This window comes from Jannaschia donghaensis, from assembly GCF_001403795.1.
Taxonomy (GTDB): domain Bacteria; phylum Pseudomonadota; class Alphaproteobacteria; order Rhodobacterales; family Rhodobacteraceae; genus Jannaschia; species Jannaschia donghaensis.
Window position 1 is genome coordinate 336,255 of sequence record NZ_CXSU01000012.1, and the last position, 20,304, is coordinate 356,558.

Annotated in this window: 21 protein-coding genes; 15 read left to right on the plus strand and 6 right to left on the minus strand. The window is 65.0% G+C overall.

Going from position 1 to position 20,304, the window contains the following annotated elements; genetic code table 11:
- Window positions 1–9: 9 nt before the first annotated feature.
- Complete coding sequence (locus JDO7802_RS10945; RefSeq protein WP_055085507.1) at window positions 10–1,284, minus strand: NADase-type glycan-binding domain-containing protein; 1,275 nt, start codon at window positions 1,282–1,284, stop codon at window positions 10–12.
- A 27-nt stretch (window positions 1,285–1,311) separates the two neighbouring features.
- Here JDO7802_RS10945 and JDO7802_RS10950 point away from each other — a divergent pair, with 27 nt between their 5' ends.
- The 8 genes from JDO7802_RS10950 to JDO7802_RS10985 all read left to right on the plus strand — a co-directional run bounded on the left by JDO7802_RS10950 (window position 1,312) and on the right by JDO7802_RS10985 (window position 11,393).
- Window positions 1,312–2,409 (plus strand): AI-2E family transporter, encoded by a 1,098-nt coding sequence (locus tag JDO7802_RS10950; RefSeq protein WP_055085509.1) that lies wholly within the window; start codon window positions 1,312–1,314, stop codon window positions 2,407–2,409.
- 4 nt (window positions 2,410–2,413) lie between these two features.
- Complete coding sequence (locus JDO7802_RS10955; protein ID WP_055085511.1) at window positions 2,414–3,064, plus strand: P-loop NTPase family protein; 651 nt, start codon at window positions 2,414–2,416, stop codon at window positions 3,062–3,064.
- 95 nt (window positions 3,065–3,159) lie between these two features.
- Window positions 3,160–5,361: an RNA degradosome polyphosphate kinase gene (locus JDO7802_RS10960; protein ID WP_055087214.1), complete on the plus strand. Its 2,202-nt coding sequence runs from the start codon at window positions 3,160–3,162 to the stop codon at window positions 5,359–5,361.
- Between the two features lie 255 nt (window positions 5,362–5,616).
- Window positions 5,617–6,150, plus strand: a complete 534-nt coding sequence (locus tag JDO7802_RS10965; protein WP_055085513.1) for a GAF domain-containing protein — start codon at window positions 5,617–5,619, stop codon at window positions 6,148–6,150.
- Between the two features lie 337 nt (window positions 6,151–6,487).
- Complete coding sequence (locus tag JDO7802_RS10970) at window positions 6,488–8,032, plus strand: Ppx/GppA family phosphatase (RefSeq protein WP_055087215.1); 1,545 nt, start codon at window positions 6,488–6,490, stop codon at window positions 8,030–8,032.
- 68 nt (window positions 8,033–8,100) lie between these two features.
- Window positions 8,101–9,441 carry a proline--tRNA ligase gene (proS, locus tag JDO7802_RS10975; RefSeq protein WP_055085515.1) on the plus strand — a complete coding sequence of 447 codons (1,341 nt, stop codon included), beginning with the start codon at window positions 8,101–8,103 and terminating at the stop codon, window positions 9,439–9,441.
- A 16-nt stretch (window positions 9,442–9,457) separates the two neighbouring features.
- The gene (locus JDO7802_RS10980) at window positions 9,458–10,726 is read left to right on the plus strand and encodes a lipoprotein-releasing ABC transporter permease subunit (RefSeq protein ID WP_055085517.1); all 1,269 of its coding nucleotides are present in this window, start codon (window positions 9,458–9,460) and stop codon (window positions 10,724–10,726) included.
- Window positions 10,719–11,393 carry an ABC transporter ATP-binding protein gene (locus JDO7802_RS10985; protein WP_055085519.1) on the plus strand — a complete coding sequence of 225 codons (675 nt, stop codon included), beginning with the start codon at window positions 10,719–10,721 and terminating at the stop codon, window positions 11,391–11,393. Before JDO7802_RS10980 ends, JDO7802_RS10985 begins: the two co-directional genes overlap by 8 nt.
- Before the next feature lie 7 nt (window positions 11,394–11,400).
- Here the strand turns inward: JDO7802_RS10985 and JDO7802_RS10990 are convergent, their stop codons facing one another.
- Together JDO7802_RS10990 and JDO7802_RS10995 are read right to left on the minus strand one after the other, a co-directional pair.
- Window positions 11,401–12,336, minus strand: a complete 936-nt coding sequence (locus tag JDO7802_RS10990) for an alpha/beta fold hydrolase (protein WP_055085521.1) — start codon at window positions 12,334–12,336, stop codon at window positions 11,401–11,403.
- 10 nt (window positions 12,337–12,346) lie between these two features.
- Entirely contained in the window at window positions 12,347–12,631 is a 285-nt protein-coding gene (locus tag JDO7802_RS10995) for an SCP2 sterol-binding domain-containing protein (protein ID WP_055085523.1), read from the minus strand.
- Window positions 12,632–12,683: 52 nt separating this feature from the next.
- Here JDO7802_RS10995 and JDO7802_RS11000 point away from each other — a divergent pair, with 52 nt between their 5' ends.
- The 5 genes from JDO7802_RS11000 (at window position 12,684) to JDO7802_RS11020 (ending at window position 17,723) form a co-directional block, all read left to right on the plus strand.
- Complete coding sequence (locus JDO7802_RS11000; RefSeq protein WP_245624174.1) at window positions 12,684–13,280, plus strand: tetratricopeptide repeat protein; 597 nt, start codon at window positions 12,684–12,686, stop codon at window positions 13,278–13,280.
- 1 nt (window position 13,281) lies between these two features.
- Window positions 13,282–16,185 carry a helicase-related protein gene (locus JDO7802_RS11005; protein ID WP_055085525.1) on the plus strand — a complete coding sequence of 968 codons (2,904 nt, stop codon included), beginning with the start codon at window positions 13,282–13,284 and terminating at the stop codon, window positions 16,183–16,185.
- Window positions 16,182–16,565, plus strand: a complete 384-nt coding sequence (locus JDO7802_RS11010) for an RNA-binding S4 domain-containing protein (RefSeq protein ID WP_055085527.1) — start codon at window positions 16,182–16,184, stop codon at window positions 16,563–16,565. The genes JDO7802_RS11005 and JDO7802_RS11010 overlap by 4 nt, the downstream gene beginning before the upstream one ends.
- Before the next feature lie 51 nt (window positions 16,566–16,616).
- Window positions 16,617–16,952, plus strand: coding sequence for a ferredoxin FdxA (gene fdxA / locus JDO7802_RS11015; protein ID WP_055085529.1), 336 nt, complete (start codon window positions 16,617–16,619; stop codon window positions 16,950–16,952).
- 249 nt (window positions 16,953–17,201) lie between these two features.
- Window positions 17,202–17,723 carry a CarD family transcriptional regulator gene (locus tag JDO7802_RS11020; RefSeq protein ID WP_055085531.1) on the plus strand — a complete coding sequence of 174 codons (522 nt, stop codon included), beginning with the start codon at window positions 17,202–17,204 and terminating at the stop codon, window positions 17,721–17,723.
- A 52-nt stretch (window positions 17,724–17,775) separates the two neighbouring features.
- Here JDO7802_RS11020 and JDO7802_RS11025 read toward each other — a convergent pair whose 3' ends face one another.
- Both JDO7802_RS11025 and JDO7802_RS11030 read right to left on the minus strand, forming a co-directional pair.
- A complete protein-coding gene (locus tag JDO7802_RS11025) occupies window positions 17,776–18,162 on the minus strand; it encodes a metallopeptidase family protein (RefSeq protein ID WP_055085533.1) in 387 nt (128 codons plus the stop codon).
- Window positions 18,159–18,761 (minus strand): VOC family protein, encoded by a 603-nt coding sequence (locus tag JDO7802_RS11030; protein ID WP_055085535.1) that lies wholly within the window; start codon window positions 18,759–18,761, stop codon window positions 18,159–18,161. The genes JDO7802_RS11025 and JDO7802_RS11030 overlap by 4 nt, the downstream gene beginning before the upstream one ends.
- On the opposite strand from JDO7802_RS11030, the gene JDO7802_RS11035 reads away from it, so the two are divergent.
- Together JDO7802_RS11035 and rpe are read left to right on the plus strand one after the other, a co-directional pair.
- Window positions 18,760–19,329 carry a 5-formyltetrahydrofolate cyclo-ligase gene (locus JDO7802_RS11035; RefSeq protein ID WP_055085537.1) on the plus strand — a complete coding sequence of 190 codons (570 nt, stop codon included), beginning with the start codon at window positions 18,760–18,762 and terminating at the stop codon, window positions 19,327–19,329. The genes JDO7802_RS11030 and JDO7802_RS11035 overlap by 2 nt on opposite strands.
- A gap of 30 nt (window positions 19,330–19,359) precedes the next feature.
- Window positions 19,360–20,064 (plus strand): ribulose-phosphate 3-epimerase, encoded by a 705-nt coding sequence (rpe, locus tag JDO7802_RS11040; protein WP_055085539.1) that lies wholly within the window; start codon window positions 19,360–19,362, stop codon window positions 20,062–20,064.
- On the opposite strand, the gene JDO7802_RS11045 is transcribed toward rpe, so the two are convergent.
- A complete protein-coding gene (locus JDO7802_RS11045; RefSeq protein ID WP_055085541.1) occupies window positions 20,004–20,240 on the minus strand; it encodes a hypothetical protein in 237 nt (78 codons plus the stop codon). The two genes, rpe and JDO7802_RS11045, sit on opposite strands and share 61 nt — an antisense overlap.
- Window positions 20,241–20,304 lie beyond the last annotated feature (64 nt).

Sequence of the window (20,304 nt, forward strand, 5' to 3'; positions counted from 1 at the left end):
GTCGCCGCGTCAGTCGATGCGAAGGCGCGCGACGGCCAGCGTGTCATAGCGGCGACCTTCGATCACGCTGTCCACGATAACCTCGATCCAGTCGACGCCTTCGAATCCGGCCAGCGTCCAGGTTTGTTCGCGCCTGTTGTCGCGCACGACGATGACCCTCTCGTGCCCGTTGGAGCCGCGCAGGGTCAGGCCCTCCAACCGGGCGTGGCGTCGGAAGGCTTTCTCGTCGGTATTGTCGCCGTTCACCACCGTCAGGCGCTGCGCCGAGATTGACGTGGCGAAATCGAAGAGCATCCGACTGCCGGAACCGGGCCCGGGTTCCTGTTCCGTCCAGGGGGCGCGGCGGTCGTTGTCGGTCAGCCGGGCCACATGATCGACGCCCAGGGCCGACGACGCGCAGACCCGCCCGCGCAATCCCCCTTTGGGCAGCGGTGCGCAGACGGCGCGTTCGGACATTTCCGGCCGGATGGTATCGTGCGGGCGCGTTTCTGCGGGGACGGCAGGCGCGGCCTGCGCCCCCGTGTCGCCCGGTGTCGCTGCATCGGGACGCTGGCGGATGGACGGCGCGGTGTCATCGGGATCGGTCGCATCGCCGGGCAGGGCGAGTCCGGCCCGACCGGCGGACGCGCGCCAGCCCTTTTCGACCGCCGCAAGCCGCAGGCCGCGTGCCGGATGGGTGGCAGACCCCGTCGCGCCGAAATCCTGCCATAGGGCCTGTGCCTGCGCGAGATTTGCCCCCAGAGCGTGGAGCGCGAAGCCGGCGAATTCGTCGGCCTGCAGTTCCGTCGCGGGGCGCGATCCGCCCCGGACGATCGTGTGACCCAGCAGATGATGGCCGATTTCATGGGCGACGACCGCATAGAGGGGCCAGCGATCATTGGTCGGCAGATCCCGGAATTGCCGGACCCAGAGCGGATTGAAACCGATCCAGCGTTCCTGATCCTCCAGGTAGGCGGCGGCGTTGAGAACCTCCATCGTCTCTTCGATCTTGAAGGTGTTCACGAGGCCCGAGACTGCCAGGATTTCGGAGGCGAGTAGGAAGACCTCCCGTTCGCTCAGACGCCGTTCCTCGGCGCTCAGGGGATCCGTGATGGCGGTTCCCGCATCCGCGCAGCCGCCCATGCCGCAGGGATCCTGCGCCGCGACGGGGCCGGCAAGGGCGATGGAAAGGGCGAAGGCCAGGGCGGGGCGCATGGTCGAAACTCCGGTCGCGGGGTCGGGTGGAGCGTATTCCGGCAGGGCGGCCCCTTGCAACGCCTTGAACCGGGACGCGCGGGCGGGCATTTAGATCCGATAGCCAGGGGGAACGACATGGCGCTGCCGGTCCGACAACAGATGATCTACTGGGGGGCCGCCGCGGCGGTGGTTCTGGTCTTGCTGTGGTACCTGGGTCCGGTCCTTCTGCCGTTCATCGTCGGGGCGGCGATCGCCTATATCCTCGATCCGCTGGCCGACCGGCTGGAGGGATTCGGCCTGCCGCGCGCTTTGGCGACGACCGTCATAACGCTGGTCGGCGTGCTGATCCTTGTGGTCGGGGTGGCCGTTCTGATCCCACTTCTGGTGCAACAGACGAATGCCCTGATCCAGGCGGCCCCCGATTATTTCGCGGCCCTGCGCGGGACGTTGACGGCGCGGTTCCCTGAAATGGCAAGCGAGGGCGGGATCGTGCAGACCGGCCTTGCCGATCTAGGCGAAGTGATCCGGTCGCGGGGCGGGGAACTTGCGCAACAGGTGCTTGGCTATGTCTTCGGCGTGGTGAACGCGGTGGTCTTCATCGTCGTCGTCCCGGTCGTCGCATTCTATCTGCTGCTCGATTGGGACAACATGGTGGCCCGCATCGACGAGATGCTGCCCCGCGACCACGTTGGCCGGATCCGTCGCATCGCGCGCGACATCGACGACACGCTGGCCAGTTTCGTGCGCGGGCAGTTGACGGTCTGCCTGATCTTGGGGACGTATTATTCCGCCGGCCTGATGCTGGTGGGCTTGCAGTTCGGTCTGGTCGTCGGAGCCATCGCCGGCCTCGTGACCTTCATTCCCTACGTGGGTGCCATCGTCGGCGGTGGCCTCGCCATCGGTCTGGCCCTGTTCCAGTTCTGGGGCGATTGGGCGGCGATCGGTCTGGTCGCGGCGATCTTCGCCTCGGGGCAGTTTCTGGAAGGCAACATCCTGACCCCGAAACTGGTCGGGGAAAGCGTTGGCCTGCATCCGGTCTGGCTGCTTTTGGCGCTGTCGGCGTTCGGGTCGATCTATGGCTTTGTCGGGATGCTGATCGCGGTGCCGGTCGCCGCAGCGCTTGGCGTCGTGACGCGCCATGCAATCGCGGAATACAAGGGATCGCTTCTGTATCGCGGCGGCGGGCGCGACGACCTGCTGCCGGAGACGACCGGCCCCCTGGACAAACCCTGATCTGATGAAACAGCTTTCGATCGCCCTGCCCCGGCTCGACGCGACCGGGCGGGAAGACTTCATGGTCTCCGCGTCGAACGCCACGGCGCTGGCCCTGTTGGACAGCTGGCCGGACTGGCCAGACCGTCGATTGGCCCTGGTCGGACCCGAGGGGGCGGGCAAGTCGCATCTGGCAACCATCTGGGCCACGGAGACGGGCGCGCACCGCATGTCCGCCGCCGATCTGTCGTCCGCCGAGGCCCCCGATCTGGCCCGCGGGCCGCTGGTCGTCGAGGACGTGGACGGCGGCGTGGAGGAGGAGGCGCTGTTCCATCTGTGGAACGCCTGCGCCCAAAGCGGTCAGGGCCTTCTGCTGACGGGGCGGGCGATGCCGTCGGACTGGCCCATCGCCTTGCCCGATCTGCGCAGCCGGGTGACGTCGCTGACGCCGGCGGCGATCGACGACCCCGATGACATGCTGCTGTCGGTGCTGCTGCTCAAGCTGTTCGCCGACAGGCAGTTGCAGGTGAAGCCGGCCCTGATCGGATTTCTGCTGCCCCGGATGGAGCGCAGCTTTGCCGCCGCGCGCCGGGTGGTCGACATGCTGGACCGGGAATCGCTGGCGCGGGGTGTGCCGGTCGGTCAGGCGTTGGCCCGGTCGGTGTTGGATGGCTGATGCGTGAACGTACGCTCGCCCGCGCTGGACAGTGCCGGAGTCGGGACCTAGGCTGATATCTCCCCAACACGACAGGTCTTCGAACGCGCGTCATGATGAAAGATGTCTCCGCCCCCCTTGCCGCCGATTTCCTGAATGCGCCGCTGCCCGACCCGGTGGAGCTGGACCAGGCGCGACGGACCGGCCCCAAGCGGTTCTTTAACCGCGAACGCAGCTGGCTGGCATTCAATTGGCGCGTGCTGGAGGAGGCGGAGAATCCCCGTGTCCCGATGCTGGAACGGCTCCGTTTCCTATCGATCTCGGCGGCGAACCTGGATGAATTCTATACCGTGCGCGTCGCGGGCCTGCGGGAATTGGCGCGGGCGGGCAATCGCACCCCCGCCGCCGATGGTCGGACCCCGGCCGAGCAACTGGTGATGATCGACGAAGATGCGGTCAGACTGCTGGCCCACCAGCAGACCGTCTGGAAGGATCTGCGCGGGGACATGGAGGCAGAAAATCTGCATCTGCTGACCGCCGCCGATCTGACGGCGCAGGAACGCCAACAAATGCGTGCGCTGTTCCTGCGGGACGTTTTTCCCATCGTCTCTCCGCTTGCGATCGACCCGGCGCACCCCTTCCCGTTCCTGCCCAACGAAGGGTTTGCCGTGGCCGTCGCGATGGAGCGGCGGTCCGATAAGCGAACGCTGCGCGCGCTTTTGCCAGTGCCCGCGCAGATCGACCGGTTCATCCGGTTGACGCCAGCGGATGCGGGCGACGGCCCGATCCGGTTTCTGCCGCTGGAAGAATTGCTCTTGTTGCAGATCGAGGAGCTGTTTCCCGGCTACGTTCTGAAGGGGCATTGCGCCTTTCGGGTGCTGCGCGACAGCGATCTGGAGGTCGAGGAGGAGGCGGAGGACCTGGTGCGGGAATTCGAAACCGCGCTCAAGCGTCGCCGCCGCGGAGAGATCATTCGCCTGAAGATGACCGCCGGGGCCCCCGAAGACCTGCGCCGGGAGATCGTGGAGGAGATCGGCGTCGACGAGAGCGAGGTGATCGAGGTCGATGGCCTGATCGGTCTGGCCGCGCTCAAGGAGTTGGTGGTCGACGACCGCAAGGACCTGCTTTGGCCGACGTTCACGCCCCGCGTGCCCGAACGGGTGCAGGACCACGGGGGCGATATGTTCGCCGCCATCCGGCAGAAAGACATGCTGCTGCATCACCCCTACGAGACGTTCGACATGGTGATCCGCTTTCTGACGCAGGCGGCGACGGACCCGAACGTCGTCGCCATTCGCCAGACGCTGTACCGCACGTCGCGCGACAGCCCGATCGTCGCGGCCCTGTGCGAGGCGGCGGAGGCGGGCAAGACGGTTACCGCACTGGTGGAATTGAAGGCGCGGTTCGACGAGGCGGCGAACATCCGGCAATCCCGGCGGTTGGAGCGGGCGGGCGCGCATGTCGTCTATGGCTTCACCCACATGAAGACCCACGCCAAGATCTCTACTGTTGTGCGGCGGGAGGGTGACAGGCTAGTCACCTATACCCACTTCGGCACCGGAAACTATCATCCGATGACGGCGCGGATCTATACCGACCTGTCGCTCTTCACCTGTTCGGCGGCGATGGGGCGCGACGCGACCAAGGTGTTCAACTACATTTCCGGCTATGCGCCGCCCGACGGGCTGGAGAACCTGTCGATTTCGCCCAGCCAGATGAAGGATCATCTGCTGACGTCGATCGCCGCCGAGGCGGCGCATGCAAAGGCCGGCAAGCCGGCTGTCATCTGGGCCAAGATGAACTCCTTGATCGAGCCGGACGTGATCGACGCGCTGTATGCCGCAAGTCAGGCCGGCGTGAAGATCGACCTGGTGATCCGCGGCATCTGTGGCATCCGACCGGGCGTCGTGGGCCTGTCGGAGAACATCCGCGTGAAATCGGTCGTGGGTCGGTTTCTGGAGCATTCGCGGATCGTGTGCTTTGGCAACGGTCACGGGCTGCCGTCCAAGAAGGCGCGGGTCTACATCAGTTCCGCCGACTGGATGGGGCGCAACCTGAACCGCCGGGTCGAGACGCTGGTCGAATGCCTGAACCCCACGGTGAAGGCGCAGATCGTTAGTCAGATCATGGCCGCCAATCTGGCTGACACCGCACAAAGCTGGGTCCTGGGACCCGAGGGCGACTGGGTTCGCCCGGATCTGACCAATGTGGACAATCCATTCAGCTGTCACCGCTTCTTCATGGAAAACCCGTCGCTGTCGGGGCGGGGATCGGCGGGGGCCAAGGACGTGCCGGAGTTGGGGCATTCTGCGGACTGAGGCACGCGTTTTATCGCTTGGGCTGCTTCGGTAAGAGATTCGAGCACGGCATGCGAACTCCGCGCTGACGCGTGTCTTTCAATGCGCACCCGTGTTCTGCGGTGACGTCTCGGATGTCAGTTTTGCTGAGCCTCTAGATCCGACCTTCTCAGGAGTCCTCGAGAGACTTTATTGCGATCACGTCGCGCAGCCGAACTGAAATTTACGATCTGTAAGCATTTCGCTTCTATCGCTGTCTGACCGGAGGAGACCGAAATGTTCAAAGACAAACAGACGGTCAGCGATCGGATGGGCCACATCATGAACGTTGCGATGCTCAAGTCCCTGAACCTTTTGGACACGGATGCCGAAGAAAGTTTCGACGAGGTAGTGGAAGTGGCGTCGGCCCTGTTCGAGGTTCCGACCGCCCTGATTTCGTTGTTGGATCTGGATCGGCAGTGGTTCAAGGCGAAGGTCGGCCTGGAGGCGGAGGAAACCGCGCTGAATATCTCGTTCTGTCGATACGCGGTGCAAAGGTCGGACGTCACGGTCGTTCTTGATGCGACGGCGGATGATCGATTTCGCGACAACCCATTGGTGACGGCGAAATCCGGGATACGCTTCTACGCCGGGGCACCTCTTATCGTGGGGCCGCGTGAACTTCGGATCGGCACGCTATGCCTTATCGACACGACGCCGCGAGAGAGCTTCCCCTTGGCCGACGTCAATCTTCTGCAAGGACTTGCCACCATCGTATCCGAGCTTATCGAAGGACGCGCGGCAAAGGCTGCAATCGCATCGGCCGCGTAGTGCAGACGAAGAGCGGCGGACGTCGGTCGGAGGCCCCATCTGATCGGTTTTGCGCAATTCGGAGCGTTTCGACGCCCCGTCGGGCAAGACATTGGTCTGCGTGCACAGCCCACCGTCTGATCGGACGCCGACGACCCCTGCAAACCACGCAATGACCGATCGCGTCCAATCGCAGCGATCCCTTTTTGTCGTGGTACGACTTCTGGACACCGATCCGTGGCACGCAAAGATACCTGGCCTCGGCTTTCCGACCAAACCCAACCCATTCGATTGACCCCCGCGTGCGCCCCGTGCACAAGCCGATGCGACACCAACGGCACCGGGGACCCTGCCGATGATGACCGACGTGATCGACGCGGACGAATACGGCCCCTTCGGCGCACCCCTGTTCGACGGGCCCGAGGCGCGGGCATTGCGGCGCGTTGGCGTGATCGACGTCGGATCGAACTCCGTTCGTTTGGTGGTTTTCGACGGGGCCGCGCGGTCGCCGGCCTATTTCTTCAACGAGAAAATTCTTTGCGGTCTGGGCGCGGGCCTGTCCGAAACCGGCCAGTTGAATCCCCAAGGGCGGATCCGCGCGCTTGACGCGCTCAAACGGTTTGCGATTTTGGCACGCGGGATGGAGGTCAATTCCCTGACGGCCGTCGCCACGGCCGCCGTGCGCGAGGCCGAGGATGGCCCCGCCTTCGAGGCGGAGGTGCGCGACCAGACCGGCCTGAAGCTCTGGGTGATCGACGGTGCCGAGGAAGCCCGGCTGTCGGGGCAGGGCGTTCTGTTGGGCTGGCCCGAAGCGCAGGGTCTGATGTGCGACATCGGCGGATCGTCCATGGAGTTGGCCGAGCTGAAGGGCGGATCGGTTGGCGCGACTGTGTCCGGCAAGCTGGGCCCGCTGAAGCTTCAGGCAGTGAAGGGCAAGGGAGCGCGGCGCAAGGAAATCGACGCCGGGATCGCCGCGATGACCGAAACGCTTGGGCGGTCGCGCTACGATCAGTTGTATCTGGTGGGCGGAAGCTGGCGGGCCATCGCGCGCGTGGATATGGAGCGACGCGGTTATCCGCTGCATGTGCTGCATGAATACACGATGACGCCCAAGGATTTGCGCGCCACGCTTGAATTCATCGCCCAGGAGGACGTGCTGGCGCTGGGCAAGCGGACGGGCACGTCGTCGGCGCGCATGTCGCTGGTACCGATCGCCTGCGAGGTGCTGGACCGCGTGGTAAAGACGGTGCGACCGAAGGAAATCGCGATCTCCAGCTATGGCATTCGCGAGGGGCTGCTATACGAGCAGATGCCCGACGTCCTGCGTGCCCGCGACCCGCTGATCGAAAGCTGCCGCGCATCCGAGGCCGCATCGGCGCGCCTGCCGGGGTTCGGGCGGGTGCTTTATCGGTTCATCCAGCCCCTGTTCGCGCGCGAAAAGGACAGGCGGCGGCGTCTGATCCGGGCCTGTTGCCTGCTCCACGATGTCAGCTGGCGGGCGCATCCCGACTACCGTGCGGAAATCTGTTTCGACAACGCGACCCGCGCCAATTTGGGCGGGCTGACACATTCGGAACGCGTTTATATGGGGGCCGCCCTGCTGCACCGCTACCGCAACAAGCGCGAGGGCACCCCGTTCGAGGCGCTTGCCCCGCTGCTGGGTGAGGACGACACCCGACAGGCGGAGGTCGTGGGCAAGGCGATGCGCTTCGGCGCGATGTTCTCGGCGCAGGATCCGGCTTTGATGGGGCGCATGAAGCTTTATCCCAAGAAGGCGGTGCTGGAACTTGCGCTGCCCAAGGGCGACGGCGAGGCGCTGTTTGGTGAAGTGGCCGAGGCGCGCTTCAAATCGTTGGCCGGAAGCCTTGATTGCGCGCCGAAAGTGAAGGTCGTGAAACGCTAGGCGCGCCGCATCTTGCCCCCCCGGTGTCGCGTTGATAGCGCAGACGCATCCAAACGCGAGTATTTCCGATGCGCCTGAGCCGCTATTTCCTGCCCGTCCTCAAGGAAACCCCTGCCGAGGCGCAGATCGTCAGCCATCGCCTGATGCTGCGGGCGGGTATGATCAAGCAATCCTCCGCCGGCATCTATTCCTGGCTGCCGCTGGGCTACCGTGTGCTCAAGCGCATCGAACAGATCGTCCACGAGGAACAGCAGCGCGTCGGTCACATCCCGATGCTGATGCCGACGTTGCAATCGGTCGATCTATGGCGGGAGTCTGGCCGCTACGATGCCTTCGGCGACGAGATGCTGCGCTTCACCGACCGGCAGGACCGGGAGATGCTCTACGGTCCGACCAACGAGGAGCTGATCACCGATATCGTGCGCTCCAACGTCGGCTCCTACAAGCAGTTGCCGCTGACGCTGTATCATATCCAGTGGAAGTTTCGCGACGAGATGCGGCCCCGGTTCGGCGTGATGCGCGGACGCGAATTCCTGATGAAGGATGGCTACAACTTCGACCTGACCCGCGAAGATGCCTTGCACGCCTACAATCGTCACTTGGTCAGCTATCTGCGCACCTACGAGCGGATGGGTCTGCAGGCGATCCCGATGCGCGCCGATCCGGGCGCGATGGGCGGGGACGATACGCACGAGTTTCTGGTCCTGGCGGACACCGGCGAAAGCGAGGTGTTCTACGACAGCGAAGTGACGGACATCACTTTGGGGCAGCGCGACATCGACTACGACGACGTCGACCAATGCGCGGCCGTGATGGAGGAATTCACCGCGCGCTACGCCCGCACGGACGAGACGCACGACGAGGCGATCTTCGCCGACGTCCCCGAGGAGAGGCGCCGGTCGGCGCGCGGCATCGAAGTCGGCCAGATCTTCTATTTCGGAACCAAGTATTCCGATGCGCTGGGCGCGACGGTCCAAGGCCCCGACGGCAAGCCGACGGCGCTGCACATGGGGTCGCACGGCATCGGGGTCAGTCGCCTGCTGGGTGCGATCATCGAGGCGAGCCACGACGACAAGGGCATCATCTGGCCCGAAGGCGTGACGCCGTTCCACGTGGGGATCGTAAACCTGAAACAGGGGGATGCGGCGACGGATTCGGCCTGTGAAGGTATCCTGAATGCCGTGGAAGCCGAGGGTCTGACCGCGCTGTACGACGATCGCAAGGACCGCGCGGGGGCGAAATTCGCCACGATGGATCTGATCGGTCTGCCGTGGCGCATCACAGTCGGGCCGCGCGGGTTGGGCAACGGTGTGGTCGAACTGACCAGTCGCCGCACCGGCGAGAGCGAGGAGATGTCGGCCGAAGCCGCCATCGCGCGGGTGAAAGAGATCTACGCCGCCCATATGTGACCGCCGGAGGCTTCCCATGTTCAAACGCTTCGAGATGATGATCGCCTGGCGCTATCTGCGGGCGCGCCGCTCCGAAGGAGGGATCAGCGTGATGACCTGGATCAGCCTGATCGGGATCGCGCTGGCCGTCTTCGCCCTGATTGCGACGCTGGCTGTCCGCTCGGGCTTCCGGCACGAATTCGTCGGCACCATCGTCGGGGCCAACCCCCACGTCAGCGTCCATTCCTACGGCGAAGCGCTGCCCAACGGGCAGTTGACGCGCACCATGGCCGAGTACGAGGCCGTCACGGCGCGGTTATCGGACCTGCCCGGGGTCGTGTCTGCCATGCCGGTGATCGAGGGACAGGTGATGGCCACGGCCAACGGGCGCAATGCGGGCGTGCAGGTCATCGGGGTGACGCTGGACGATTTGCGCAACGTCGAATTGGTCGCCCAGCCGGAGGAAAGCTCTGGCTCGCTCGACGCTTTCGAAAGCGGAATCGCACTGGGGGCCGTGCTGGCGCGCGAACTTGGCGTGGCGGCAGGCGACCGGGTGCGTCTGATTTCGCCCGACGGGATCAAGGGACCAATGGGGACCAGCCCGCGCATCAAGGTCTATGACATCGCTTATGTGTTCCGCGTGGGCCGCTACGATATCGATCGCATCCGCGTCTACATGCCGTTCGAGGAGGCGCAGATCTATTTCAACCGCGCAGGCGTCGCCGATCAGGTCCATGTCGTCACCGACGACCCCGAAGCGGTCGACACGCTGGCCCCCGGTATCGCGGCGGCGGCGGGCGACGACACCTATCAGTTCACATGGAAGGACAATGCCGGGGCCTTTTTGCGCGCCCTGAAGATGGAGGACAACATCATGTTCGTCATCCTGTCCATTCTGGTTCTGATCGCGACGCTCAACATCACATCCGGCCTGGTTATGTTGGTCAAGAACAAGGGCCGCGACATCGGCATCCTTCGCACCATGGGCCTGACCGAGGGCACGATCCTGCGCGTCTTCTTCCTGTGCGGTGCGTCCATCGGCGTGATCGGCACGGCGATCGGCGTGGTCCTGGGCTGTCTTTTCGCGCTGTATATCGATCCGATCTTCAGTTTCGTGAATTATGTCGCGGGCGGCGGCGTCTGGGACCCGTCGGTGCGCTATATCTCGGCGCTGCCCGCGCGGTTGGAACTGGGCGATGTGCTGTCCGCCGTCATCCTGTCGCTGACACTGTCGTTCGTCGTCACGATCTTCCCGGCCCGCCGGGCGGCCCGCATGAACCCGGTGGAGGCGCTGCGATATGAATGACGCGCTGACGCTGTCGGGGATCACCAAGGGTTATCACCTGGGGCAACCCGGAGAGATCCGCGTGCTCAACGGTGCAGACCTGACGCTGCAGCCGGGGCAGGTGACTGCGCTGGTGGCACCTTCGGGGGCCGGCAAGTCCACGCTGCTGCACATCGCAGGCCTGCTCGACACGCCCGATGGCGGCACGGTGACGATGGCCGGCACGGATATGACGGGGCAGGGCGACCGCGCGCGCACGCGGGCGCGGCGCGAAAAGATCGGCTTCATCTACCAGTTCCATCACTTGCTGCCCGAGTTCACGGCTGCCGAAAACATCGTCTTGCCGCAACTTGTCAACGGCGTGGCGCAGGCCGAGGCCCGCGCGCGCGCCGAGGACCTGCTGGGCCGTGTGGGTTTGTCGCACCGCATCGATCATCGCCCCGCCGAGATGTCAGGCGGTGAGCAGCAGCGGACCGCGTTCTGCCGGGCGCTGGCCAACGGCCCGAGCTTGCTTCTGGCGGACGAACCAACGGGAAATCTGGATCCGACGACCTCCGACACGGTGTTCGATGCATTGATGTCCTTGGTGCGGGAGACGGGGATGTCTGCGTTGATCGCGACACACAACCTTGCCTTGGCCGCCCGGATGGACCGGACCCTGCGGCTGGAGGAGGGGCGACTGGTCTGACGGCAGGTTAGCCGTTCAGATGAGCCGCGATCCGGTCGTAGATTTTCGTGCGCAAGACGGCGTTTTCCATCAGCGCCTCGTGCCGGGCACCGTCGATGATTTCCAGCGTTCCATCTTCCCACGATCCCATGCGGACATGGATCGCATCGGCCGAGACGATGGCTTCGTCCGTGCCAAGGAAGGTCAGCGCGGGCGCAACGGGGGCCGGCGCGCGGGCGCAGGCGTGCATTTCGCGCAGGGCCGCCCAGACCCAGCCGATCGATGGGCCGCCAAGGGCCAGGTCGGGGTGGGTCGTGATCTGCCGTTTCATCCAGGCGAACATCTCGGCGTCGCGGGTCAGCAGGTTGCCGTCGAACGGCGCGCCCGCCGGGTCGGCGACCTTGCCCGAACCGGGCGCGCTTTGCTCTCCGAAGCCGAGCGACGCGGCCGCCGCGGAAACCGTCCAGCCCATGAAGCGGCGATGCGGTGTCAGTTGCAGGCCCCACATCGGGGCCGAAAACACGGCGCGGCGGAACACCGCCGGGCGGCGCATCAACGCACGCAACGCGATCAGGCCACCCATCGAATGGCCCAGGATGTGCCAGGGCCGCGGCATGTCCAATTCGGTACACAAGTCCAGAATCCCATCAACGTCGGCCTGGAACTCGCTGAAATCGTTCACGTGGCCGATCTTGCGATCGCCAGTTGCGCGTGGGGAAAGCCCTTGGCCGCGCACATCGACGACCGCGCTGGCATAGCCATGGGCGGCCATCCGAACGGCGGCATCGGAATATTTCTCGATATATTCCGTCCGGCCCGGCACGATCAGCAGGGTGCCGCGCGTACCTTCAGGCCAGACGCCGATACGGATCGGAATTCCGTCCGCCGTCGTCACCCAATGGGCGCGCCCATGGGGCGGCCCGGCGGCGACGTCGGCGTGGTACGGGGCCTTGGGAAAGGTCACCGCGTCGGCCTTACGACAGTTCGGCACCCAGCTTCATGGCCTGGCCCATATCGCCGTCAACCGACAGTTTGCCGGTCATGAACGCGGAGGTCGGGTTCACGTCGCCGTCAAGGATGCCCTTGAAGGTCTCCGCATCGGCGGTCATCGTGCACTCGGCCTCTTCGTCTCCGGCGCGCACGCCAGCGGAATCGACCATGATCGCGCCCTCGTCTTCGATGACGAACTTGACGCTGCCGTCGAAGGTGCCAATCTTTGCACTAAGCTGCGTGACGGCCTCGTTGATGATGTCGCTCATGTCAGTCCTTTGAATGCTGATCGCCGAAACGGCGGATGGGGTCCTAGACAGGATGATTGACCTGCGCGTCACTCTCAAGGCCCTGATGGTCATCGCCGCGTGTTCTTACGCCACGTTTTCCATGGCCCAAGCCGTGCCAGACGCGCAACCCGAGGTTCTGTCCGAAGATCCGCAGGTTCTGCTGAACCGGTTGGGCACGTTGACCGGCGAAGCGGATGCGGGCGAAGCGGCTCGGCTTGCCGCGGAAATCGTGGAGCGTTGGACCCATTCGGGCAGCGCCGCGCTCGACCTGCTGCTGCGCCGGGGTCAGGCCGCGATGGAGGAGGGCGAATACCGGCAAGCGATCGCCCATCTGACCGCGCTGACCGACCATGCGCCGGATTTCGCCGAAGGCTGGAACCAGCGGGCGACTGCCTTTTTCCTGATGGAGGAATACGGTGCCGCCATCGCGGACATCGAACAGGTCCTGATCCTGGAGCCGCGGCATTTCGGCGCGCTCGCCGGTCTGGGGATCATGCTTCAGCAGCTGGGCGACGATGTCGGCGCGTTGCGGGCATTCAAGGCGGCCGCGCAGGTCTATCCCGCCGAGGAGAATGTGAACCGCGCGATCGAGCAGCTTGAACAGCAGACCGGCGAACGGACCCTCTGACATGGATACCAATCTCGGTCGGGTGACGGCGGTCCTTGGGCCGACGAACACCGGAAAGACGCATTACGCGATCGAGCGGATGCTGTCGCATCGCACGGGCGTTATCGGCCTGCCGCTGCGCCTTCTGGCGCGGGAGGTCTATGACCGGATCGTCGCCATTCGCGGGCCGTCGGTCGTGGCCCTGGTCACCGGGGAAGAACGGATCGTACCCGCCCGCGCGGCCTATTGGGTGTGCACCGTGGAGGCGATGCCCCAAGGGATGGGCACCGATTTCGTCGCGATCGACGAGGTGCAGTTGTGTGCCGACCCAGAACGCGGCCATGTCTTCACCGACCGTCTGCTGAACATGCGCGGACAGCATGAGACGTTGTTCATGGGGTCCGACACGATGCGGCCGACCATCGCCGCGCTGGTGCCACGGGTGCAGTTCACGCGGCGCGAAAGATTCAGCGATCTGACCTACACAGGTCCGAAAAAGATCAGCCGTATGCCCGGTCGGACCGCAATCGTGGGATTTTCGGTTGATAATGTATATGCCATCGCCGAGTTGCTGCGCCGTCAAAAGGGCGGTGCGGCGGTGGTGATGGGTGCATTGTCGCCGCGCACGCGCAACGCGCAGGTCGAGATGTACCAGAACGGGGACGTCGATTATCTGGTGGCGACGGATGCCATCGGCATGGGTCTGAACCTGGATATCAGGCACGTCGCCTTTTCGGCCACATCGAAGTTCGACGGCCAGCGCATTCGTCCGCTGATGCCACACGAGATGGCGCAGATCGCGGGGCGGGCGGGACGCTATATGCAACCGGGAACCTTCGGCGTGACGGGCGAGGCAGGCCCTCTGGAGGATTTCCAGATCGACGCGATCCAGACCCACAGCTTCAAACCAATCGACCGGTTGATGTGGCGCAACGACCGCCTAGAATTTGGCACGCCCGAAGCGCTGATCGCATCGCTCGAAGCACCGAGTCCCGACATGATGCTGGTCCGGGGGCGGCAGGCCGACGACTTGTCGTCGTTGCGCACCCTGAACGAGCTGGAGGGCGTCGCTGGCCGCATTCGCGACGCGCGCGACGTGCGTTTGTTGTGGGATGTCTGCCGCATTCCCGACTTTCAGGGGATCAGCCACGGGGAGCATACGACGATGCTGGCCCGGATCTTCGGTTTCCTACACGAACGCGGGCGGGTCGACGGCGATTGGCTGGCACGCCAGATCAAGCGCATCGACAAGACGGCGGGCGACATCGACATGTTGTCCAAGCGGTTGGCATATATCCGCACTTGGACGTATGTTGCGCAGCGAAAAGGCTGGGTGGACAACGAGGCGCATTGGCGCGATGCCACGCGGGCGGTAGAAGACCGCCTGTCGGACGCGCTTCACCATGCGCTGACAAATCGGTTCGTCGACCGGCGGACAAGCGTGCTGCTGCGGCGGCTGAAGATGAAGGAGGGCCTTTTGGCCGACATCAACGACAAGGGCGAAGTGAGCGTCGAGGGCGAGACTCTGGGTCGCCTCGAAGGGTTCCGCTTCCATCAGACCGGCACGACCGGTCCGGACGAGGCGAAGACCGTGCGACAGGCGGCAACGCAGGCTTTGCGGCCCGAGTTTCATCTGCGCGCCGACCGTTTTTACAACGCGCCGGACACGGAGATGGATTTCACCGAGCAGGGTGGCCTCATGTGGGGCGATCAGGCCGTCGGAAAATTGGTCAAGGGGTCAGAGGCTCTCAGGCCAGGCGTGGAGGCCTTCGTCGACGATGACGCGGGTCCTGAAGTCATGCAGAGGGTCACGCGCCGCCTGCAGCATTTCATCGACCGCAAGGTCGCCGCCGCGATGGAGCCGTTGATCGAGATGTCCAAGGACGAGGCCGTCACCGGCCTCGCCCGCGGCTTCGCGTTTCGCATGTTGGAGAATTTCGGCATCTTGTCGCGGCAAGACGTTGCCACCGAGGTGAAGGAGCTGGACCAGGACGCACGCGGGCAGCTGCGCAAGCACGGCATCCGCTTCGGCCAATTTACGATTTTCCAACAGCTTCTGCTCAAGCCCGCGCCGACGCGTCTTCGGCTGGTGCTGTGGTCGCTGTGGAACGACCTTCAGGAGTTCCCCGAAGCACCGCCCCCCGGTCTGGTCACCGTGCCGGCCGCGCAGGGTGCACCGCAGGGGTATTACACCATGGCGGGTTATCGTCTGGCCGGCGCGCGCGCGATCCGCATCGATATGCTGGAGCGGTTGGCCGATCTGCTGCGCCCCGCCGATTCCCGTGGCGGGTTCGAGGGGACGGCCGACATGCTGTCGATCACTGGTATGACGCTGGAACAATTCGCCGATCTGATGGGCGGGCTGGGGTATGCCGCCGACAAGGGCGAGCGTCCGAAGATGAAGGCCGCGGCCCCCGACACGCCGCCCGCACCGACGACACCGGACGCGCCTATCGTGCCCGAACCACCGACGCAGCCCGACGTGCCGACACCCGACACGCCGCCGGCCCCAGACATACCCGATGCGCCCATCGTGCCCGTCACCCCCGAGGAAACACCGCCGGAGCCACCGGTCGAGCTTCCGGCGCAGGACCCCGACATGCCGCCCGTCGAGGTTCCCGGCACGCCACCGGCCGAGGTGCCCGTGCAGACCGCCGAAGCCGAAGCACCGGAAACGGAAGTTTTCTATACTTTCACCTGGGCCCCGCGCCGCCAGAACACGCGCGGGCCGCGACGGGAGGGGCAGGGCGATCGCCAACCGCGCAAGGGCGGCAAACCGCAGGGCAAGGGCGGACCGCGCCGGGACGGCGGCATGGGCAAGGACGGCAGTTCCGGTCCCAAGAGTTATGAGGCCAAGCCAAAGCGGGACAAGCCGATCGACCCGGATAATCCTTTTGCGGCCCTGGCCGCGCTCAAGGAAAAGTGAGCGACGCGTCCGGTAAGCAGCGAATCGACAAGTGGCTCTGGCAGGCGCGATTTTTTAAGACGCGCACGCTGGCCGCCCGTGTCGTGGCCGGTGGACGCGTTCGCCTGAACGAGGAGAGGGTCACGAAGGGAAGCACGACCGTGTCGCCCGGTGATATTCTGACCTTCGCCCAGGCCGACCATATCCGCGTGGTGGCGATCATCGGGCTGCCGACGCGGCGGGGGCCGGCGGCGGAAGCGCAGGCGCTTTACGACGATCGATCACCGGCCCCCGTGGCCCGGGTGGGTCCCCGTCCGACGGGACGCGACCGGCGCCGAATGCAGTCCGACCTCACGGAATTGCGAGGCTGGTCCGGATCGGACCCGACCTCGCTTGAATGACCCGCACGGGGTCGCTAGACCGCCCGTGACGCCGCCGAAGGATCCCATCCCATGACCTATATCGTCAACGATGCCTGCATCGCCTGCAAATACACTGACTGCGTCGAAGTGTGCCCCGTGGATTGCTTCTACGAGGGCGAGAACATGTTGGTCATCCATCCCGATGAATGCATCGACTGCGGTGTCTGCGAGCCGGAGTGTCCTGCCGACGCGATACGCCCCGATACCGAGCCGGACATGGAGAAATGGGTCGAGTTCAATCGCAAGTATTCGGAACTCTGGCCCGTCATCATCTCCAAAAAGGACCCGCTGCCAACGGCGGAGGAGATGGATGGCAAGGACGGCAAGATGGATCTCTTCTCCGAAGCGCCAGGCGAGGGCGGCTGAAAGCCCCTTGTCGCCCGCGGTATTTGGGTCAGCCCCCATGTCCCTTTCGCAGAAGCCGTTTTTGTGATATGCTTTGCATAAGCGCGGTCGATACTGTCTGCGTCGACTGCCAAATCAATGGCTTGGTGTGCGCATCTGCTGCGTTTGCATCGGCTAACATAAAAGCGCGTCATGCCAGGCGACGGGAGAGCCCGTGGCCTGAGTTTTTTGCGGCCCGACCGGCCCAGGCGCACCCGAGACATCGAAAGGATGCCCATGTCCAAGAAGCCCGAATTCCGCCCGAATGATTTCGTCGTCTACCCCGCGCACGGCGTGGGCCAGATCGTGAAGATCGAAAAGCAGGAGGTCGCGGGCCTGGAGCTTGAGCTTTTCGTGATCAACTTCGTCAAGGACAAGATGACCCTTCGCGTGCCGACCAACAAGGCCAGCGATGTGGGGATGCGGTCCCTGTCGTCGCCCGATGTCGTCGAAAAGGCGATGACCACGCTCAAGGGCAAGGCGCGCGTGAAGCGGGCCATGTGGTCGCGCCGCGCGCAGGAATACGAAGCCAAGATCAATTCCGGTGACCTGATCGCGATTGCGGAGGTCGTGCGCGACCTGCACCGCAACGATGAACAGCGCGAGCAATCCTACTCCGAGCGGCAGCTTTACGAAGCCGCGCTGGATCGTCTGACCCGCGAACTTGCGGCCGTGAACAAGGACATGGACGAGGATGGCGCGCTCAAGGCCGTGGACGAAGTCCTGTCGTCGCGTCCGCCCGCCGCCGCCTGAGGCCAGAGTCTTCGATTGCCGAACGGGGTCCCTTGGGGCCCCGTTCTTCGTTTCAGGTCCACCATTCGTCGATGGCCGCGATGTCGTCGTCGGACCATCCGAAATGGTGCGCGAATTCGTGAACGGTGACATGCGCCACCAGCGCATCGAACGCCACGTCGCCGCGTTCAGCCCATTCATCCAGGATCGGACGGCGGAACAGGGTCACCGTCGACGGCGGTTCGGGCTGGGACGGATCGCGCTGCGTCAGGGCCAGGCCGTCGTAGAGGCCGGTCAGTTCATAGGCGCTTGGGATGTCCATCTCTTCCAGCAGGGCATCGTCGGGCCAATCCTCCACGACGATCCGCACATCGGCGGCAAGTCCCGCGAACGGGGCGGGAAACCCGGCGCGTGTGGCCTCGGCGATGCGCTGTACGTCGTCGGCCCCCGGCGCGATCATTCGATGTCGCGCAGGCCCGCGGGCGTCGCGATCTGCGCGGCGATCCTGCGGGGACCGACGCCGATGGTGATGCGCGGGTCGTCGATAAGTCGCTCCAGGATCATGGCAAGATCCGCGCCTTTGGGATGAGTCAGCGCCAGCGCATTCAGCCGCATCCCGCTGTCGACAAAGGCCGGGGCCGGGCTGTCCCATTGGATAAGAGCGGGAAAACACCCGTCGAACGGCAGAATGCCGTCATCGGGCACCGCCATGCGCCAGCGATACGGTCCCCGTTCGAACCGAAGGGCGCGGCCCGCTTCGGGGAAATTCGCGAGGACGGCATCAAGATCCCCGGTTCGTGCGATCCAGTTGCCGACACGGGGCACCCCGATGCGACGGTCCAGATTGAACCAGCGGGGGTGGGGCGGCGGCGGGGCGGCGGGATCGACGGCGATGACCTCCAGATATTCGCCGGACCCCAGACCGGACAACCGATTGTGCGTGCCCATGAGCGCGTGCGTGCCGCCCGGCCCCATTTCATGGCCCAACCGGTCCGAGACGAAGGCGCATCCCTCTTCCAGCGTTGCGGCGGCGATGGCGAAGTGGTCAAAGGTGATCATGGGGGATGACGGTAATCCGACGGCGCAGAAGGCGCAATTGCGCAAGCGCTGTCTTGCGGCGCGCGGCGGCGTGGGCGCGGAGCGGCGCGCGATGGCGGGCACCCGGCTCTATGCGCGCTTGATGGGCCTGCGGGGGCGTACGATCGCCGGCTATCTGCCCATCGGGTCCGAAGCCGATCCGACCAACGTCATGCGTGTCTTGTCGCGCGACAATCGTATTTGCGTCCCGGTCGTCACCGCGCGGGGCGCACCGCTTCGGTTTCGTGAATGGTGGCCCGGATGCGCTTTGGAAACGGGCGATTTCGGTGTGTCGGTTCCAACCGAGGGCGGCTGGCGGGTACCAGACGTCGTGATCGTGCCGCTTGTGGGGTTTGACCCGGACGGCGGGCGATTGGGATACGGCGGCGGTTTCTACGACCGTACGCTTGCCGGCATGGGCGACGCGCTGGTCGTCGGTTTCGCGCTGGAGGCGCAACGCATGCCGACCTTGCCGCAGGACCGGACGGATATCCGATTGCCCTACATCGTGACGGATGCGGGGGTTCACGCGCCCGGTGGAGCGGCGTAAACCGGCCGCGACCCAAACCCGGAGGCCGACATGTCAAATTCCTTCGATCGCAGCCTGAAGATCGCGCCGTCGATCCTGGCCGCCGATTTCGCGAACTTCGGCGCGGAGTGCGAAGCAGTCGAGGCGCAGGGGGCCGATTGGGTACACGTCGACGTGATGGACGGTCATTTCGTGCCGAACATCAGCTTCGGGCCCGCGACCTGTGCCGCGATCCGCCCGCACATCAAGGGCGTCATGGATGTTCATCTGATGATCGCGCCGGTCGATCCGTTCATCGACGCCTTTGCGCACGCGGGCGCGGACGTCATCACCGCCCATGTCGAAGCGGGACCGCACATCCACCGAACGCTGCAGGCCATTCGCGGGGCCGGAGCCAAGGCCGGTCTTGCACTGAACCCCGGCACGCCGGTCGAGGCGGCGATACCGCTGCTGGACGACGTCGATCTAGTTTGCGTGATGACGGTCAATCCGGGGTTCGGCGGACAAAAGTTCATCCATGGCCAGATCGCCAAGATCGAAGCCCTTCGGGCCGCAATCGGCGACCGTCCGGTGCATATCGAGGTCGACGGCGGCGTCGATCCGGTCACGGCCCCCCATGTCGTTGCGGCGGGGGCCGATGTGCTGGTCGCCGGATCGGCGGTTTTCAAGGGCGGATCGGTGTCCGACCCCGATCCTTATGGCATCAATATCGCCGCGATCCGCAAGGCGGCGGGCGACGGATCGATCCGGGCGTAAAGCGAGCAGGCCACGCCCGCATCCTTGTCGGCGCACAGCATTTCCATCCCTGGACGGGCGACCCGGAGATCGGGGGCCTGCAGGTCAATCGGCGCGAGGCCGACCACGGCGACGATGACCAGTCCGACCAAGGCGGCCAGGGTCCTGAGATGGCGCGGATCTGCCGTGGTCTTCATGCGAAGCTCCTTCTGAGCCGTGGACGACCGGGGCATCCGGTCGCCATCGATTCCATCGATCCCG

What these genes read in the sequence shown, in the direction of transcription:
- JDO7802_RS10995 (WP_055085523.1), bottom strand. Translation starts at nt 12,631, where the DNA reads ATGAGCGACATCATCAACGAGGCCGTCACGCAGCTTAGTGCAAAGATT.
- JDO7802_RS11045 (WP_055085541.1), bottom strand. Translation starts at nt 20,240, where the DNA reads ATGAAGACCACGGCAGATCCGCGCCATCTCAGGACCCTGGCCGCCTTG.
- JDO7802_RS11025 (WP_055085533.1), bottom strand. Translation starts at nt 18,162, where the DNA reads ATGATCGCGCCGGGGGCCGACGACGTACAGCGCATCGCCGAGGCCACA.
- JDO7802_RS10985 (WP_055085519.1), top strand. Translation starts at nt 10,719, where the DNA reads ATGAATGACGCGCTGACGCTGTCGGGGATCACCAAGGGTTATCACCTG.
- JDO7802_RS10950 (WP_055085509.1), top strand. Translation starts at nt 1,312, where the DNA reads ATGGCGCTGCCGGTCCGACAACAGATGATCTACTGGGGGGCCGCCGCG.
- JDO7802_RS11005 (WP_055085525.1), top strand. Translation starts at nt 13,282, where the DNA reads ATGGATACCAATCTCGGTCGGGTGACGGCGGTCCTTGGGCCGACGAAC.
- JDO7802_RS10970 (WP_055087215.1), top strand. Translation starts at nt 6,488, where the DNA reads ATGACCGACGTGATCGACGCGGACGAATACGGCCCCTTCGGCGCACCC.
- JDO7802_RS10955 (WP_055085511.1), top strand. Translation starts at nt 2,414, where the DNA reads ATGAAACAGCTTTCGATCGCCCTGCCCCGGCTCGACGCGACCGGGCGG.
- proS (WP_055085515.1), top strand. Translation starts at nt 8,101, where the DNA reads ATGCGCCTGAGCCGCTATTTCCTGCCCGTCCTCAAGGAAACCCCTGCC.
- JDO7802_RS11035 (WP_055085537.1), top strand. Translation starts at nt 18,760, where the DNA reads ATGGGGGATGACGGTAATCCGACGGCGCAGAAGGCGCAATTGCGCAAG.
- JDO7802_RS11000 (WP_245624174.1), top strand. Translation starts at nt 12,684, where the DNA reads ATGATTGACCTGCGCGTCACTCTCAAGGCCCTGATGGTCATCGCCGCG.
- JDO7802_RS11030 (WP_055085535.1), bottom strand. Translation starts at nt 18,761, where the DNA reads ATGATCACCTTTGACCACTTCGCCATCGCCGCCGCAACGCTGGAAGAG.
- JDO7802_RS10945 (WP_055085507.1), bottom strand. Translation starts at nt 1,284, where the DNA reads ATGCCCGCCCGCGCGTCCCGGTTCAAGGCGTTGCAAGGGGCCGCCCTG.
- fdxA (WP_055085529.1), top strand. Translation starts at nt 16,617, where the DNA reads ATGACCTATATCGTCAACGATGCCTGCATCGCCTGCAAATACACTGAC.
- JDO7802_RS11020 (WP_055085531.1), top strand. Translation starts at nt 17,202, where the DNA reads ATGCCCATGTCCAAGAAGCCCGAATTCCGCCCGAATGATTTCGTCGTC.
- JDO7802_RS10960 (WP_055087214.1), top strand. Translation starts at nt 3,160, where the DNA reads ATGAAAGATGTCTCCGCCCCCCTTGCCGCCGATTTCCTGAATGCGCCG.
- JDO7802_RS10965 (WP_055085513.1), top strand. Translation starts at nt 5,617, where the DNA reads ATGTTCAAAGACAAACAGACGGTCAGCGATCGGATGGGCCACATCATG.
- rpe (WP_055085539.1), top strand. Translation starts at nt 19,360, where the DNA reads ATGTCAAATTCCTTCGATCGCAGCCTGAAGATCGCGCCGTCGATCCTG.
- JDO7802_RS10980 (WP_055085517.1), top strand. Translation starts at nt 9,458, where the DNA reads ATGTTCAAACGCTTCGAGATGATGATCGCCTGGCGCTATCTGCGGGCG.